Annotated in this window: 15 protein-coding genes; all 15 read left to right on the top strand. The window is 35.1% G+C overall.

Annotated elements, in window-relative coordinates; translation table 11 throughout:
* Positions 1 to 136: 136 nt before the first annotated feature.
* The 15 genes from GIW82_RS06890 (at position 137) to GIW82_RS06820 (ending at position 18038) form a co-directional block, all read left to right on the top strand.
* The gene (locus GIW82_RS06890; protein ID WP_154749112.1) at positions 137 to 1969 is read left to right on the top strand and encodes a polysaccharide biosynthesis protein; all 1833 of its coding nucleotides are present in this window, start codon (positions 137 to 139) and stop codon (positions 1967 to 1969) included.
* Between the two features lie 30 nt (positions 1970 to 1999).
* A complete protein-coding gene (locus GIW82_RS06885; RefSeq protein WP_370456116.1) occupies positions 2000 to 2599 on the top strand; it encodes a sugar transferase in 600 nt (199 codons plus the stop codon).
* A gap of 1 nt (position 2600) precedes the next feature.
* A complete protein-coding gene (locus GIW82_RS06880) occupies positions 2601 to 3332 on the top strand; it encodes a GNAT family N-acetyltransferase (RefSeq protein ID WP_195913971.1) in 732 nt (243 codons plus the stop codon).
* Positions 3325 to 4485, top strand: coding sequence for a DegT/DnrJ/EryC1/StrS family aminotransferase (locus GIW82_RS06875; RefSeq protein ID WP_154749109.1), 1161 nt, complete (start codon positions 3325 to 3327; stop codon positions 4483 to 4485). The genes GIW82_RS06880 and GIW82_RS06875 overlap by 8 nt, the downstream gene beginning before the upstream one ends.
* A 3-nt stretch (positions 4486 to 4488) precedes the next feature.
* Complete coding sequence (locus GIW82_RS06870) at positions 4489 to 5712, top strand: glycosyltransferase family 4 protein (protein ID WP_154749108.1); 1224 nt, start codon at positions 4489 to 4491, stop codon at positions 5710 to 5712.
* A gap of 1 nt (position 5713) precedes the next feature.
* Positions 5714 to 6736: a polysaccharide biosynthesis protein gene (locus GIW82_RS06865; RefSeq protein WP_154749107.1), complete on the top strand. Its 1023-nt coding sequence runs from the start codon at positions 5714 to 5716 to the stop codon at positions 6734 to 6736.
* Complete coding sequence (locus tag GIW82_RS06860) at positions 6733 to 7842, top strand: polysaccharide biosynthesis C-terminal domain-containing protein (protein ID WP_154749106.1); 1110 nt, start codon at positions 6733 to 6735, stop codon at positions 7840 to 7842. The genes GIW82_RS06865 and GIW82_RS06860 overlap by 4 nt, the downstream gene beginning before the upstream one ends.
* A gap of 1 nt (position 7843) precedes the next feature.
* The gene (wecB, locus tag GIW82_RS06855) at positions 7844 to 8971 is read left to right on the top strand and encodes a non-hydrolyzing UDP-N-acetylglucosamine 2-epimerase (RefSeq protein ID WP_154749105.1); all 1128 of its coding nucleotides are present in this window, start codon (positions 7844 to 7846) and stop codon (positions 8969 to 8971) included.
* The gene (locus tag GIW82_RS06850; RefSeq protein WP_154749104.1) at positions 8968 to 10167 is read left to right on the top strand and encodes a glycosyltransferase; all 1200 of its coding nucleotides are present in this window, start codon (positions 8968 to 8970) and stop codon (positions 10165 to 10167) included. The genes wecB and GIW82_RS06850 overlap by 4 nt, the downstream gene beginning before the upstream one ends.
* Positions 10164 to 11363, top strand: coding sequence for a glycosyltransferase family 4 protein (locus GIW82_RS06845; protein ID WP_154749103.1), 1200 nt, complete (start codon positions 10164 to 10166; stop codon positions 11361 to 11363). The genes GIW82_RS06850 and GIW82_RS06845 overlap by 4 nt, the downstream gene beginning before the upstream one ends.
* 6 nt (positions 11364 to 11369) lie before the next feature.
* A complete protein-coding gene (locus tag GIW82_RS06840; RefSeq protein ID WP_154749102.1) occupies positions 11370 to 12653 on the top strand; it encodes a glycosyltransferase in 1284 nt (427 codons plus the stop codon).
* A gap of 304 nt (positions 12654 to 12957) precedes the next feature.
* Positions 12958 to 14130 (top strand): O-antigen ligase family protein, encoded by a 1173-nt coding sequence (locus GIW82_RS06835; protein WP_154749101.1) that lies wholly within the window; start codon positions 12958 to 12960, stop codon positions 14128 to 14130.
* 19 nt (positions 14131 to 14149) lie between these two features.
* Positions 14150 to 15448 (top strand): glycosyltransferase family protein, encoded by a 1299-nt coding sequence (locus GIW82_RS06830; protein ID WP_154749100.1) that lies wholly within the window; start codon positions 14150 to 14152, stop codon positions 15446 to 15448.
* A 243-nt stretch (positions 15449 to 15691) separates the two neighbouring features.
* Positions 15692 to 17032, top strand: coding sequence for a lipopolysaccharide biosynthesis protein (locus GIW82_RS06825; protein ID WP_154749099.1), 1341 nt, complete (start codon positions 15692 to 15694; stop codon positions 17030 to 17032).
* Between the two features lie 58 nt (positions 17033 to 17090).
* A complete protein-coding gene (locus tag GIW82_RS06820; protein ID WP_154749098.1) occupies positions 17091 to 18038 on the top strand; it encodes an ATP-grasp fold amidoligase family protein in 948 nt (315 codons plus the stop codon).
* The last annotated feature ends 174 nt before the right edge of the window (positions 18039 to 18212 follow it).

The following is an 18212-nucleotide window of genomic DNA, read 5'->3' as shown; positions in this document are numbered from 1 at the left end:
ACAAAATATTATTAAAAAGATGTAAATTAAGTATATAAAGTTATACAAAAGTGGTATTATAAATTGAATGCAAAAAATGACTGAACATGTCAACATACCCCTAAATAGGAAAATATTAGGAAAGGATCGAATGCGGATGAACTTACAGAAACGGATTGGACTCTTGATGGTTGTCGACTCACTGATCGTCTTCTTCTCGATCTTCATCGGCTATTTTCTCCTGCACCCAGTCTTGAATCCGTTCGGAAGCCATTTCCTGCTCGCAAGCGCCACTGCCATTTTCATCTCCCATCATTCGCTTGCCTGGTATTACGGCTTGTATCGCAAAGTCTGGGAATACGCATCTATCAACGAATTGGTCTCCATCTTCAAGGCCGTGACGTTCTCCATTATCGCCGTCGGCCTCGTGCAATTCCTTGTACGGGGCGATGTACTGTTACGCGCACTTGGCATTACGTGGATGCTCCACTTATTGTTGATCGGAGGATCGCGACTGTCTTGGCGGCTGTTCCGCGATATGCTCCTCAGTCGCACTAACGAAGTGCAAAAACGCACACTCATCGTCGGGGCAGGAGCGGCAGGTACACTCGTCGCACGCCAACTGCTCCAGAACCGGGACAAAGGCTTGAAACCGGTCGTTTTCGTCGATGACGACGCGCAGAAACAAGGACTTGAAATTTATGGCATCCGCGTAGCAGGGGCGACCGACGCGGTAGAAGACATTGTGCGTGACAACAACATCGAACACATCATCGTCGCCATCCCTTCACTCGGGAAGCACGACGCGGCAGTCCTCATGAGACGGTGCCTTGACACCGGTATCCGCACACAGACGATCCCGGTAATCGAAGACATCTTGACGGGGAAAGTATCCGTCACGGATATCCAGGACGTCAAGATCGAAGAACTGCTTGGACGTGACGAGGTGAAACTCGACATGGACAAGATCAAAGGCCAGCTGACAGGGAAGACGGTACTCGTCACGGGAGCGGGTGGATCGATCGGCTCCGAAATCTGCCGGCAGATCATACGCTTCGGCCCGGCAAAACTTTTGCTTCTCGGCCACGGCGAAAACTCGATCTATCTGATCGACATGGAATTGAAAACAAAAATCGACCCGAACACCGAACTCATCCCGATCATCGCGGATGTCCAGGACCGTGAGCGCATGTTCGGCGTCATGGAAGAATTCCAGCCGGACGTCGTCTATCACGCAGCAGCGCATAAGCACGTGCCGCTCATGGAGTACAATCCGATGGAAGCAGTCAAGAACAACATCTTCGGCACGAAAAACGTCGCCGACGCAGCGGACGCTGCGGGCGTCAAGAGCTTCGTCATGGTCTCCACTGACAAAGCGGTCAACCCGCCGAACGTCATGGGGGCAACGAAGCGTTTTGCGGAGATGATTGTCCAGAATCTGGCGAAACGGAGCGAAACGAAATTTGTCGCAGTCCGATTTGGGAACGTACTAGGATCCCGTGGCAGTGTCATTCCACTCTTCAAGCGCCAAATCGCAGCAGGCGGCCCCATCACAGTCACCGACGAGCGCATGACCCGCTACTTCATGACGATTCCAGAAGCATCCCGTCTCGTCATCCAGGCAGGCTCACTCGCACGCGGCGGAGAAGTTTTCGTCCTCGACATGGGCGAACCGGTGAAAATTGTCGACCTCGCAGAGAACTTGATCCGGTTATCCGGGTATGAGAAAGACGAGATCGGCATCGAATTTTCCGGCATGCGTCCTGGGGAGAAGCTGTATGAGGAGCTTTTGAATGCGGAGGAGATTCAGAGCGAGCAAGTATTTCCGAAGATCCATATTGGGAAGGCGAATCCTGCTAGTGAGGGGGAGCTGAATATGCTGCTTGAGAAGATTCCGAAGATGGGGAATGAAGAAGTTAAGGAAGTTTTGGTGGGGTTGGCTAATCGGAAGAATGTTGAATCTCGTAACATGCAAGCAAACAGTGTATGAATTACTTCAAAGAGAATGGAATGTGAAAAGGTGTATAAAAAATATATAAAAAGATTATTTGACTTTATCATTGCTCTTTTATTTATGCCTTTTTTATTGATAGTAATTTTTATTGTAGGAACAATTATCAAACTGGAGGATAGCGGACCAGTTTTTTATTTGGCTGATCGTTTAGGGAAAGATGGAAGCACTTATAGAATGTATAAATTTAGATCAATGAAAGTGAATGCGCCGGATTTACGAAATGAAGATGGTTCTACTTTTAACTCGGAGGAAGATCCTAGGTTGCTCAAATCCGGAAAAGTCTTTAGGAAAACAAGTATTGATGAGCTGCCTCAATTCATCAATATACTTTTAGGGAATATGAGCATCATTGGACCAAGACCAGACTTGCCTGAGCATATTTTGCAATACACAGAAGAAGAAAAAGAAAAGTTAACTGTATTGCCTGGCGTTACAGGCTACAATCAAGCATATTTTAGGAACTCGATTGATTGGACGGAAAGAAAAAAGAACGACGTTTATTATGCTAGAAATCTTAGCCTTTTGTTAGATTTGAAAATATTTTTTAAAACGGTTCAGACGGTACTCTTTAGGAAGAATATCTTTAATGAAGGCGAGGCTAAATAATATGAAGTATGAAATACAGCCTTTGGATTGGGATAGTAATTACTTTGGAGTTTCCGCTGCAAAAGTGATTATAAATGAAGAGTTAAGAGAAAAAGATTTTCAGGAGATTAAAAGCCAGGTTCGAGATTTCGAATTTGTAGTTATAAATAATATGGATAACGCGGTGGAAAATAATCATTTGATTGGTCTTTATTCAAATGCTTTTCTTGTGGATATGAATGTGCAGTTTGAAATGGAAATGAAACCCGCACATTCTCCCTCATTTTATAAAGTGAAAAATCAATACGAGAAGAACGAAGAGATTTTGGAGATCGCAAAGAATGCATTCAATTATTCTCGGTTTTATAATGATCCATTTTTAGATGGGAATTTGAGCCGGGATATCTATTTTAATTGGGTTAATAATTCTTTTGAGAAAGCAGAGAAATTTTTTATTGTTGCGGAAGAGGGAGGCCAGATTTTTGGCTTCATTTTATTCTCAATAAAAAACAGTAAGGAATTAGTGATTGAATTAATCTCACTTGCTCCAGCTTCACAAGGAAAAGGAATAGGAACGAAGCTGATCTCTACTGTAAAGCATTATGCGGAAAATAACAGCTTACATAAAATCAAAGTTGGAACCCAAATAGACAATCTTCAAGCTATGAATTTCTATGCGAAAAAGGGTTTTGATTTCTGTTCTAAAGCTTCTATTTATCACTATTGGCCGAGAAAGGAACTTTCAAATGACTGATAAATTCATTCCATATTGTTTACCCGATATAACTGAAAGAGAAATTAAAGAGGTTATCGAAACACTAGAGTCTGGTTGGTTAGCAAAAGGACCGAAAACTATCGAATTCGAAGAGAAATTCGCGAAATATGTAGGAGCGAAATATGCAGTTGCCATGAACTCGTGCACCGCAGCGTTGCATATAGCATTAATTGCTGGAGGAGTAAAGCCTGGAGATGAAGTAATAACAACTTCCATGACATTTGCAGCATCAGTCAATACGATTTTGCATGTAGGAGCAACTCCGGTTTTCGTGGATATAGATCCAGAAACAGGATTAATTGATATAGACAAAATAGAAGAGAAGATTACAGAAAAAACAAAAGCGATTGTACCAGTGCATTATGCTGGGCAAGCTTGCGATTTAGACAGGCTATATGAAATTGCGAATAAGCATAATCTTTTTGTATCAGAAGACGCAGCCCATGCAATTTATACAGAGTATAAAGGGAAACGAATTGGTTACAATCCCCAAGGTGCCGTCTCATACAGCTTCTATGCAACGAAGAATCTAGCTACTGGAGAAGGCGGAATGCTTGTAACAGATAGCAAAGAAATCGCGGACAGAGCACGTGTTTTAATTACTCATGGGATGAGCAAAAATGCTTGGAACCGCTATGGTAAGGGTGGATCTTGGATGTATGATATCGAAGAGCCAGGCTACAAATATAATATGTTCGACATACAGGCGGCGTTGGGGATTACACAATTAGATCGTTTAGAAGAAATGCAAGAAGCTAGAGAAAATCTAGTCAAATTGTATTTGGAAGGTTTAGCAGGTATTAAAGGAATAGAAGTTCAAAAAGTAAATGATTACACATCAAAAAATGCATGGCATTTATTTATCATTCGAGTTACAGAAGAGTTCCCGCTTAAGAGAGATGAACTAATCGAGTATTTGGCGGAAAATAACATTGGGACCAGTGTGCACTTTATTCCGGTCCATTTAATGAGTGCTTATAAGGAATACAAAGAGCAGAGTGAATTGGTGAACACAGAGATGTGGTTCAATCAAATTCTGTCTCTACCCTTGTACTCTACATTAGAAGAAGCTGATGTTAAAACGATTATCGAGAAGATTAAATCAGTTCCGACGACTAAGAAGTTGGTGTAAGCAATGAAGATACTATACATCTCAACTTCTTTTCCTAAGCCTGAAGAAAGCTCGACAATATACACGGACTTAGCGGAAGAGCTGGTAAAAGAAAATCATCAAGTTACTGTAGTAGTTTCTGAGGAAAAGAAGAAATCTTCTAAGACGGTATCACTTAAAGAACGTAATATGGAAGTGCTCCGTGTAACTACAGGAAACTTGTACGACGTAAATATAGTTGAAAAAGGAACTACAATATTATTGATGCAATACCAGTTCAAGAGTGCCATTAAGGGCCATTTGAAAGATAGGGAATTTGATTTAATTTTATTTGAATCGCCTCCAGTTACTACAGCATCGGTAGTGGAGTGGGCGATGAAATACTTTGATTGCCCTTCTTATTTGATGTTAAAAGATATCTTTCCGCAAAACGCATTGGATATCGGAATTTTAACGAAAAAACATCCAGCTTACTATTACTTCAAAAACAAAGAAAAAAAGCTTTATGAAACTGCTTCAATTATTGGTGCAATGTCAGAAGGTAACCGACAATATGTGCTGGAACATAATCCGTCAATTAATAGGGGGAAGGTGAGAATCTTCCCGAACGCTAAAAAAATAGCTGAAGCTAAATATGATAGTTCTAATGAATTTAGAAAGAAATATAATATTCCTGATTCAGCAGTTCTAGCAGTGTATGGAGGGAATATGGGCAAGCCGCAAGGAATGGAATTTGTTTGTGAAATATTGAAAGATAATAAATCTAATAAAGACATATTCTTTTTACTAGTAGGACGGGGTACCGAGAGAGAATTGGTAGCAGAAGCAATTAAAGAAAATAAAATTGATAATGCGCTGTTATTAAATTCATTGCCAAGATCAGATTACGAAAAAATGTTGAACGAAGCTGACATAGGATTGGTCTTCTTAGACCAGAGATTCACTATTCCGAACTATCCTTCAAGGGTTCTATCGTATTTTGAAAAAAGGCTCCCTGTGTTAGCAGCTATTGACGAAAGCACAGATTTTGGAGAAATGCTTATAGATTCAAAAGCTGGGGATTATGCGATTGCAGGGAATATTAAAAGTTTCAATGGGAAATTAAATAACCTAATCCATAATGCTGAGCTTAGAAAAGCAATGGGGCAGAATGGTTTTAACTACTTATGTGAGAATTTTGATGTAAAAGATTCAGTTAAATTAATTCAGGAGCATATGGTCGCTCTTAATCAAGACATGGAGGTTTAATATGTTTTCAGGAAAAACTTTACTGATTACAGGGGGCACTGGCTCTTTTGGCCACGCTGTAATGGAACGATTTTTAGAAACAGATATTAAAGAAATTCGGATTTTTTCCAGAGACGAAAAGAAACAAGACGACATGCGCAAACTCTATAACAATGAAAAATTGAAATTCTACATAGGGGATGTAAGAGACCTTGCAAGTGTGCAGTATGCAATGAACGATGTAGATTACGTGTTCCACGCTGCGGCACTAAAACAAGTACCTTCTTGTGAGTTCTTCCCGATGGAAGCGGTAAAAACGAACGTAATTGGTACTGAGAATGTGTTGAATGCTTCTATTAATTTCGGCGTGAAAAAGGTCATCTGCCTATCCACTGACAAAGCTGCTTATCCAATCAATGCGATGGGCATTTCAAAAGCAATGATGGAGAAGGTTTTCGTTGCAAAAGCCAAAACTGTGAAACCTGAAAAAACATTGATTTGTGGAACCCGCTATGGCAACGTCATGGCATCTCGTGGATCGGTCATCCCATTATTTGTCGAGCAACTGAAAGCAGGAAAGCCACTTACTGTAACTGATCCGAACATGACAAGATTCTTGATGAGCTTGGAAGAAGCAGTTGAATTGGTTGTATTCGCATTTGAGAATGCGGATGCAGGGGACATCATGGTCCAAAAATCGCCAGCTTCGACAATTGCTGACTTGGCGCAAGCTATTAAAGAGCTATTCAATAGTGACGCTGAAGTGAAAATCATTGGTACCCGTCACGGAGAAAAAGCATTTGAAACTTTACTCACACGTGAAGAGCACGTTGTTGCAGAAGATATGACCGGCTTTTACCGCGTGCCAGCAGATAACCGCGACCTTAACTATGAGAAGTATTTCGATGAAGGTGATCAAGAGATTACTGAAGAAAAAGAGTACAACTCACATAATACAGAGCGTCTTACTGTTGCACAGATTAAAGAGAAGCTTCTCGCGCTTCCGTATATCCAAAATGAACTTAAAGGATGGCCGCTATCATGAAAATTCTCGTAACGGGAGCAAATGGATTTGTAGGTAAGAACCTTGTCGCTGAACTTCATAACAAAGGATTTTCAGATCTTCAGCTTTTCACGCGAGAACATTCTTTAGAGGACTTGGAGCGGTTCGCAGCGAATAGCGATTTCGTATTTCATTTGGCGGGAACTAACCGCCCGCAAAATGAAAGTGAATTCATGGAAGGCAATTACGAACTGACTGCGCAGCTTCTGTCATTCTTAAAGAAGCATAAGAATAAGGCTCATGTACTCGTAACTTCTTCCATTCAAGCACAGAATGAAAATCCTTACGGCGCGAGTAAAAAATCTGGAGAAGATTCAGTTTTTGCTCATGGCCAAGAGACAGGTGCAGCAGTCTATGTTTATCGCCTACCAAACCTTTTCGGCAAATGGAGCAAGCCGAACTACAATACGGTAGTAGCGACATACTGCCATAACATTGCAAGAGGCTTAGAGATCCAGGTGAACAATCCTGATGCAGAATTGACGCTGTCTTATATCGATGATGTGTTAAAAGAGTTCTTAAATGCACTTGCAGGAACACCGACTCGATCTGGCGAGTATTGCGAAGTGCCTGTGACGCATAAGATTAAGCTAGGCGAGCTCGCACAAACAATCAATAGTTTTAAAGAAAGCAGAACAAATCTAGAAGTTTCAAACTTGGGAGATCCGCTTACGAAAAAACTATACAGCACATACTTAAGCTTCCTCCCTGAAGATGAGTTTTCTTATAAATTGAAGATGAATAAAGACAACAGAGGATCCTTTACTGAGTTTCTCCGCACTCCAGATCGCGGGCAAGTTTCTGTGAACATTTCGAAGCCTGGTATTACAAAAGGGAATCATTGGCACCATACGAAGAATGAGAAGTTTTTAGTTGTGTGTGGCAAAGGGGTTATCCGTTTCCGTAAAGTAGATTCAAATGAGGTAATCGAGTACTTTGTCGATGGGGAGAGCTTAGAGATTGTGGATATCCCGGTAGGTTATACGCATAATATTGAGAATCTCGGGGAGTCCGATATGGTAACTGTCATGTGGGCAAACGAAAGCTTCGACCCCGACAATCCTGATACTTATTTTGTGGAGGTTTGAAATGAAAAAACTAAAAGTCATGACAGTTGTGGGAACGCGGCCAGAGATTATCCGCTTGTCCGCTGTTATTAATAAATTGGAAGAATCGAATGCAATCGAGCATATTCTGGTCCACACTGGCCAAAACTATGATTATGAGCTGAATGAAGTATTTTTCGAAGACTTCAAGCTTAGAAAGCCAGACTATTTCTTGAATGCAGCAAACGGTACAGCAGTGGAGACGATTGGCAACATCCTCGTAAAGATCGATCCAATTCTTGAAGAGGCACAACCAGAAGCAATGTTAGTACTAGGAGACACGAACAGTTGTCTAAGTGCAATTGCAGCGAAGAGAAGACAAATTCCAATTTTCCATATGGAAGCAGGCAACCGTTGCTTCGATCAGCGTGTTCCAGAAGAAACCAACAGAAAGATCGTGGATCATACTGCAGATATCAATCTAACATACAGTGATATCGCAAGAGAGTATCTACTCAAAGAAGGCTTGCCAGCAGATCGTATTATTAAGACAGGTAGTCCAATGTTTGAAGTGCTGAAATCAAGAAAAGAAGACATTGAAAAATCAGATATAGTTCAAAGGTTGAATCTTAAAGAAGATACATACTTCGTAGTGTCAGCTCATCGAGAAGAAAATATCAACTCCGAAAGGAATTTCATGAATCTATGTGATAGCTTAAACGCAATTGCGGAGAAGTATAGGATGCCGATTATTATGAGCACGCATCCAAGAACACAAAAGATGATTGATTCTAAAAGAATCAAGTTTAATTCATTTATAAAAATGATGAAGCCACTCGGGTTTAATGATTATGTAAAGCTGCAAGCGAAAGCCAAGGCAGTTCTAAGCGACAGTGGAACAATCAGCGAGGAATCTTCGATTCTTGGATTCAAAGCACTTAACATCCGTGAAGCTCATGAAAGACCAGAAGCAATGGAAGAAGGTTCAGTAATGATGATTGGACTTGATAAAGAGAGAATCCTTCAAGGGTTGACTGTTTTAGAGACGCAAAAAGAAAGAACATTGAGACAAGTTGCGGACTATTCGATGCCAAATGTATCGGATAAAGTGGTTAGAATTATTCTGTCTTATACGCATTATGTGAATAGAGTTGTATGGAGGAAATCATGAAGGTATTGCAAATTAATTCAGTCTGTGGCACGGGAAGTACAGGTAGAATTGCTACGGATATACATTCACTCCTAAAGCAGCAAGGATATGAAAGCTGGATTGCATTTGGTCGAGGAGATGCAATAAATTGCGAAAAAACAATTAAAATAGGGAATAAAATAGATAACTATATTCACGTCGCTAAAACCAGGATGTTAGATCAGCATGGTTTTTCATCTACACGAGCAACAAAAGAATTAATTAGGAAAATAGAAAAAATTAATCCAGATGTTATTCATTTACATAATATTCACGGATACTATATTAATGTAGAGATACTTTTCAAGTACTTGAAAATCGCAGATAAAAAAGTAGTTTGGACTTTACATGATTGTTGGGCTTTTACAGGACATTGTGCTTATTTTGATTATGTAGGGTGTGATTGTTGGAAATTAGATGGAGACAATAAATGTATTCAGCCGGGTAGCTATCCAGCCAGTTGGGGAATTAATAACTCAAAAAATAATTTCAGAAGAAAGAAAATTGCCTTCACTGGGGTTAAAGACTTGACCATTGTTACACCTTCAATATGGCTTGCAGAATTGGTAAAAGAATCTTTCTTAAGTGAATATCCAGTGAAAGTAATTAATAACGGAATAAATTTAGAAAACTTCAAACCAACAATAGGGAATTTTAAAGTGAAAAATCAAATAAATGATAAGTTTATTATTTTAGGGGTAGCAAGTGTATGGGAGAAAAGAAAAGGCTTGGAATTCTTCTTAGAACTATCAAAGAAAATTAGTTCTGATAAATCTATTGTTTTAGTTGGTATATCAAATGAACAAAAAAAAGTGCTTCCCGATAATATAATTGCAATTGAGCGAACGAATAGTGTCAAAGAGTTAGCAGAAATATACTCTAGCGCTAATGTCTTTGTAAATCCAACTCTTGAAGATAACTTCCCTACAACTAACATTGAAGCATTAGCTTGTGGAACTCCTGTAATTACATTCGATACAGGAGGTAGTCCAGAAAGTGTAAGAGACAAGAACTTTGTAATTGAAAAAGAAAATGTCGAAGAATTGTACAAAGTAATAAAATCTATTCAAAAATCCGAGTTCAATAGAAAAGAGTACCGAGACTATTCATTACAATTCGACAAAAACAGCAAATTTAAAGAGTATATCAAATGTTATAAAGGTGATGAAAAAAATTGAAAATCATTCATATAGAAGATTTCTTTCACCCAGAGGCAGGGTATCAAATAAATATATTACCCAAATATATGGTAAAACTAGGCCATGAAGTTATTGTTATTACTTCTGAAATGGAAAAAGTTCCAGATGGATTAACAAGTTTTTTTGGCAAAGAAAATATTGAAAAAGCGGATAAAAGATATGAAAAAGAGACCGGAGTAAAAATAATACGACTTCCGATAAAAAGGTTTTTAAGTGGAAGAGCAGTATTTAAGAAAGTTATTTTCACAAAAGTAGAAGAATTAAAACCTGATATACTTTATGTTCATGGGAACGACACCCTAATTGGGATCCAATATATTTTAAGGCTTAAGAAACTAAAATATCCTTTAGTCTTAGATAGTCATATGCTCGAAATGGCTTCAAAAAATAGATTTAGTAAAGTTTTTAAAAATCTATACAAGCTATTTGTTACGCCGATTATTGTTGAAAATGAAGTAAAAGTGATAAGAACGCAAGATGACAATTATGTTGAAAGATATTTAGGCATTCCTCTTAGTCTAAGCCCATGGATCTCAGTAGGATCAGACACCTTATTATTTCATCCGAATGACAAGGAGCGAACTGCTTTTAGAGAAGGAAACGGTTTATCCAATGAAGATTTCGTGATTATATATACAGGTAAATTAGACGAGACAAAGGGAGGGAAACTTTTAGCAACTGCTTTTTCAGAAAGATTTAAAGAAATAAAGCGAAAAATTGTTCTAATTGTTGTAGGAAACTCGCAAGGAGATTATGGACGTGAAGTTGAGGAAATATTCATGAACTCTAAGAATAAAATTCTAAGATTTCCGACACAAAAGTATATTGATCTTGCTAAGTATTATCAAAGTGCAGATTTGTGTATATTTCCTCGTCAATGCAGTTTAAGCTTCTTTGACGCACAAGCCTGTGGTTTACCAGTAGTGGCTGAAGACAACAATATCAACAAAGATAGACTATCACATATGAATGGCAAAGTATTTAAAAAAAATTCAGAACAAGATATAAGGGAAAAGATAATGGAATTTGCTGTAATGAGTAAAACGGAAATAGAAGTTTATAAAAACAATGCAACTAGTTTTGTGAAAGAAAATTTCGACTACAAAGATATAGTTCGAGAATACACAGAACTTTTAGATAAAGAACACGAAAAATTTTTTAGGGCAATGAGATAGGGGAGAATGACTATCAATAAAATCTTTATTTTCACACAAGATTTTCCGTTCGGAAAAATTGAAACTTTTTTGGAGAGCGAGTTATTAGAGATTTCGAAGTACTTTAGTGAAATTACAATAGTTTCAATGGGACAGAATAAGAGCTTAACGAGAAGAATTCCAGAGGGAATTAACGTAGTCAAGCTAGATCGAAAATATCGATATTTGACATGCTTTTTCTTTGCACTTGCTAGCCTATTCAAACAAAAAAATTTCAATGAATTACGATTTATTAAACGAAATAAGTTGGTGAAAAAATATTCCTTTAAGGGAGTTTTAACGAGTTTGTTTAGATCGTTAATGATTACTAAAAGAGTAGAACTATTTCTAAAAAATACTGTGCCAAAAGAAAATCAACATTTGATTCTTTACTCTTATTGGATGTCAGATATGGCAACAGCAATTGCAAAATATAAATCTTCAGGATTCAAAGGGAAAGTAATAGCAAGATGTCATGCTTTTGAAGTAAGAGATGAGACTCTTTATATTCCTTTTAGAAGCGAACTAGAAATGTATATCGATGAAACTTATTTCATTTCTGAGTATACACAAGCTGAATATAATAAAATGTTGGAAAAATTAAATATAAGTATAAGTTCAAAGCAATTAATTTCAAGGTTGGGGATAAAAGTCGAGGAAGAAAATTTTAACAAAAAACATTACGAGAAATTATGGTTGAAATCCACAAAAAATTTTACACTAGTAAGTTGTTCAAACGTAGTGTCTTTAAAGCGACTCGATTTGTTAATTCTTGCATTAAGTTATTTGCCTGAAAATATTATCATACAATGGGTTCACTTTGGTGATGGAGAATTATTAGACGCTACTAAAAATTTTGCATTTGAAATGCTGAATAATAAAAAGAATATTAAATATGAATTTAAAGGACACGTCCAAAATAAAGATGTCTTGAAATATTATAATGAAAATTTTGTGAATTTATTTATAAATCTCAGTGATATAGAGGGGGTTCCAGTATCGATAATGGAAGCTGCAATTAATGGAATTCCGAGTATGGCAAGAGACGTGGGTGGTATATCAGAAATAATTAAGAATAATGAAAATGGAATTCTATTAAAATCTAATCCCACTCCTAAGGAAATTGCGGATTCTTTAATTCAATTCGTTAAAGATAATGATAATGAAAATAAAATGGCAAAGATGAGAGAAAGTGCATTTATTCATTGTAAAACTTACTACAATTCTGAGGTTAATTACGAAAATTTTTTTAAGAAGGTTCTTGGAAATTGACAGAAATACTTTTGATTAGAGGGTAAGACAACTACCTGCAAATATAATAGAGAATTTTAATTGAAAAGCTATCAAAATCATGTTTAGAGTCTTTAAATGTTTTTAATTTGGAGGGAACTTATTATTAACTATTTAAAATGGTGAATGGAGTTCTAAATTTCTAAATTGCAATAGTATCTTCAACATATTTATTTAAAACATAAAAGCTGCAAAATGAAAGTGATTTGTTGTTTCGAATGTTTTAGTATTTTTAAAGGATAGTACAGTCTTCTTAAAAGAACTTCCTTTTGAAGGGTGAAATAAATTGAAAAATAATACCCATAATTATTCGATAAAAGAAACAAATAGTTTGTATACTCCTAGTTTTCTACTAAGTATCATTATTGGCGGCTACTTTTTCCTTAGTTTTTATGAAGGATATCTCAATGGAATTTTAGGATCCTCATTATTGAAATACTATATATTCGCATTAATCTTAATGCTGCTAATTTCTTATAAATCAGTGTATATAAGAAAATATCATATATTAATATTAGCCTGGTTTACTATAATGGTTGCTTCAATATTATGGTCTCCTCTGGGACTAAGTAGTACAGTCAAAAATCATATATTTGCATATATAGGTATGATAGGTTTATTTATTGCATTTACAGCCGTTAATTTCAATAAACAGTTTACGCTTTTATTAGTTAAAGTTTCTTTGATATCAAGCTTTTCACTAGCAACGCTCAGCATTTTTTTTTCAGAAGCCTATGCAGGTGTTGAACAAAGACAAGTACTAACTCTATTTGGTGTACAGATTGATCCAAATAATTTAGCTGCTTTTCACTTGGTTGGGTTCACTATTGCAGTTTATTATTTAATATTCGAGAAAAAGTATAAGTTATTTTATTTAATCATACTATCAATAAATTTTTTAGCAATTTTAATGACAGGATCTCGTGGAGGACTTCTCTCGCTAACCTTAGTATTTTTGACCAGTATGATAATTTCATTTTTTTTAGGAAATATTAAAGTCTTATTAAAACAGTATACTGCAGTAATAATAATAATTTTTAGTGGATTCTTCTTAACTATGAAATTTTTATCAATAAGTATTAGGGAAAGACTTTTTAATTTCAACTCTTATGAAGATGGTTCACATCGTTCAATAATATGGAAGGTAACTTGGGAAAGGATTAAAGAAAACTTATTTTTTGGAAATGGTTGGGGAAATTCTCCTGTTGTTGTACATAATACATTTTTGAATATGTTAAATGATGTAGGATTAGTTGGAGTTTCATTATTTTTATTCATTTTTATTTTATTACTTCTAAAAATATTTAGAACAAAATCATATTTAGCACTGCTTATTCTAATTGCTGGAACAGCCCCGAGTTTCTTCATTGATGCAATAAATAAAAGATTCTTTTGGAATGCTATAATTTTAGCGTTTATTTTAGTCAACAGTAGTGGCGTAATAAAGCAAAAAAAATAGATATTACAAGGTGGATATTATGAAGAAAGTATTAATCGTTAGTTATTTGTTTGCACCTGAGAATGCAATTGGAGCTGTCAGGCCAACTAAATTAGCTAAATATTTTTTAAAGGAAGGTCATAAAATAGATGTAATCACAACTTCTAATAAGAAAAATATAGATAAGAGGAGTTTAGATGACCTTAAAGGAATAAAAATATATGAATTAAAACATTCTAGTATAATCGAGAAATATTTAAATAGGGGAAGAGGAATAACCGAAAAAAACAATGGGGTTCCTACTATTTCAAAAGAAGGAAAGGTATATTTCGGGGGAAGAGAAGCGAAGAAAAAAATTAAGCACTTGATTTTTCTATTACTAAATATTTTTGTTGCACTTGACTTTTTGTTGAAATTTAGAAAACATGTAAAAAAAAATGATGAAAAATATGATGTAGTCCTAACAACGTATGGCCCTCTATCTTCAGTCCTTTGCGGGTTATATTATAAAAAGAGGTTAAAGAGTACTAAATGGATTTGTGATTTTAGAGATCCGATGGTAGTTGACACTTTTCCGAAATTAATTAATTTTATTCATAAATTTATACAAAGTAAGGCTTGCAAAGAGGCTGATAAAATTATTTCTGTTTCGGAGGGGTATTTAAAAAGAATTATTAAAGAAAAGCATAGGTTTAAAGCTGAAGTTATCACAAACGGATATGACAAAGATGACTATCCAGCAAACTTCGTTAATCCTAGAAAGTTCTCGTTTGCATATACCGGATATTTATACAATGGAAAAAGAGATCTTTCGTCACTTTTCTTAGTAATTCGAGAACTAATAGATGAAGGAAAATTAGATAAAAATGAAGTGGAGTTTAATTATGCTGGAAATGATTTTAATGCTTTAAAGTTACAAGCACTTAAACATAATTTACAAGATATACTAATAGATCATGGTTATGTAACTAGAGAGGAAAGTATTAATTTACAGCAAATATCTAGATTTCTAGTCCTTTCTACTTGGAATAGTAAAAAAGAAATTGGTGTATTTCCTGGGAAGTTTTTAGAGTATATGTTATTGAAAAAACCTATTATCGCAATTATTAATGGAGATTTAGCAAATAGTGAAGTCGCTAAGGTGATAGAAAAATCAAAAATTGGGGTTTTTTTTGAAGAAGCTAATTATGATAAAGATCAAATACAATTGAAAGATTATATTTCTTTAGAATATGATTTATACAAAAATAAAAAACCAACATCTTTTCAACCCAATAGAGAATTTGTTAGAAAGTATGATTATAGAAATATAACTAGAGAATTCGAAAGGATATTATAACTATACTAAGCGAAAAAATTATACTAACTAAATTGAAATAATTTTAATCAAACAAAATTCAACTTAGATGACTATATTTCTTTTTTTTGCTCATCTGAATTTATAACTGTTTTAATTAATAGGTAATCATAGATGGAGTCTGCTAAAAAAAACCGAGTATTCAGTGAATTTGACTTTAAACAAATATTAGAAATCCTAAGAAAAGGTTTTGTCATATTATAGTGTGATTAGAGGGGATAAAATGTGAATGAAGATTATTGGAATAGAAAGTTTAGAATCTTCAATATTAAAAATTATATTAGCAGTAAAATCTTGAAAGGTAAATTCGCCAAAAATGTTATGACAGTTGCTTCTGGAACAATTCTTGCGCAAATAGTTACTGTTATATTTTCTCCATTTATAACTAGATTATATGGGCCAGAGGCATTTGGAACTCTAGGAGTTTTTATAGCGTTTACTGCCCTCCTGTCATCTATTATTAGCTTTACCTATCCTATGGCTATAATTCTGCCTAAAGAAGAAACTGTAGCAGTAGCTGTGGCTAAAATATCTTTATATATTGGAGGAGTTTTTTCGATTATAATTGGTATTGGTCTATGGATTTTTGGAGAGCCAATTTTAAATCACTTTAATATGAATGTACTATTAAACTATTTAATATTTATCCCTATATTTTTATTCTTGTCTGCAGCACTTCAAGTTACAAATCAGTGGATTATTAGAGAAAAACTTTTTCGTATTTATTCTAAAGCAACCCTTCAACAATCAGTTTTGTTGAATTTTAGTAAAATTGGCATCGGGTTATTAAGTCCCACTTCTTTTTCATTAGTATTATTGACTACCGTAGGCCAATTATTGAGTATACTGCTATTACTGAAAGGAACATCAAAAAAATTAATTTCAAATTTGAAAAAAAAAACCAATGCAGCTTTACTCAAGAAAACCGCGAAATTATATTTGGATTTTCCAAAATACAGAGCTCCTGAAATGTTTATCAACGGAATCACTCAAAACTTCCCGCTTTTGTTGTTAACTTCTGCTTTTGGTCCTGCAAGTGCAGGATTTTACTTATTAGGACAAAGAATGCTATCGTTGCCTTCACAATTATTAGGGAAAGCAATTGGAGATGTGTTTTATCCTAGAGTTGCAGAGGCAGTAAATAATAAGGAAAATATCACTAGGTTAATTTCTAAAGCGACTGCTGCGCTAGTTGTTGTAGGTATAATGCCATTCGGATTAATATTTATTCTTGGTCCATTTATTTTCGGATGGATATTTGGAGAAGAATGGAGAGTAGCAGGAGAATACGCTAGATGGTTGTCACTTTGGTCATTTTTTGTCTTTATAAATAATCCAAGTGTTAGAACTTTACCAGTAATATTTGAACAAAAATTTTTATTAAGCTTTACGAATGTGGGTTTGGTAATAAGGTTAGGGATGTTATTAATAGGAATACACTATTTTGGCAACGATATTTTATCGATTATTTTATATAGTGTTTCAGGTGCGCTATTAAATATTTACTTAATAATTTCAGTGATGAGAAAAACGAAAAAGTATGATTATAAGATAAGTAGAATTTGAGATTAATTTATATAAAATCTTATAGAATTGATTTGAGACATGAAAGGAAGTATTTAAAATGAAGTTTCAAGTTTCTTTACATGAGTCGAAGAATACAGTAGTTAAGCTTATGCCAAGTTTAACTTTTGCTAAAAGGTACTTTCGCAAGAATTATGGTTATAATTTTGATGAAAAAAACCCGAAAACATTTAATGAAAAATTATGGTGGCTTCATATATTCAATAGAGATCCTCTTACTACGATTTGCACCGACAAAGTTTTAGCAAGAGAATATGTGAAAAGCTGTGGATTGGAGCATATTTTGAATGAGGTTTACGCTGTTTATAATCATCCAAAAGATATCACCTTAGAAGAATTGCCAAATGAATTTTTCTTGAAATGCAATCACCTTTCAAATGGGAATATATGGTGTAAAAATAAAGAGGAATTTCCAATAAAGGAAGTCAAGGATAAATTAAGTTTGTTTATGAAAAAAAATTACTACTGGAATTCTAGAGAGTGGAATTATAAGAATATAGTACCAAAGATAATGTGTGAAAAAGTTTTAATAGATGAACAATCAAAAATTGGGTTAGTTGATTATAGATTTTTTTGTTTTGAGGGTAAAGTAAAGTTTTTGGCTGTCGATATTGAGACTACTTCCGCCGATGGAACACATTATGCTGGCGCGAAAAGAAACATATATGATTTAGGATTTAATAATATGAAAATTAAATTAAAGAGACCGAACTTTGACGAGGCTTTGGTGGAAAAGCCAAAGAATTTTAAGAGTATGATTGAATATGCTGAAAAATTGTCGAATCCATTTGTTGCCTGTCGAGTTGATTTTTATAATATTGATGGAGAAATTATTTTCGGGGAAATCACATTTCATCAAGGAGGAGCCCACGATATTACACCTTATAGATACCAAGAAGAATGGGGAGATTTAATAAATTTGAAAAGTGATAAAATCGTAGTCAACGAAAAGACTAAGAAAAAATATAAAAATGTTCTGGAGAAGTAATTGATTTATACTAATCGAAATTGACAAATATTTTTCTCGATAAGTAGAGTTAATCCAAATGATTTATTATTTCATTACTCTAGAAAGAAGGGGGCTGAATTAGAAATTCAAGAAAATATGAGAGCAATGAGTTTAAAAAGTAATTTAGACTATTAGCCTATATTTTTTATATTA

The sequence above is a fragment of the Planomicrobium sp. YIM 101495 genome, assembly GCF_009707665.1.
GTDB lineage: Bacteria > Bacillota > Bacilli > Bacillales_A > Planococcaceae > Planococcus.
This window is presented reverse-complemented; position numbering and strand designations above follow the sequence as displayed.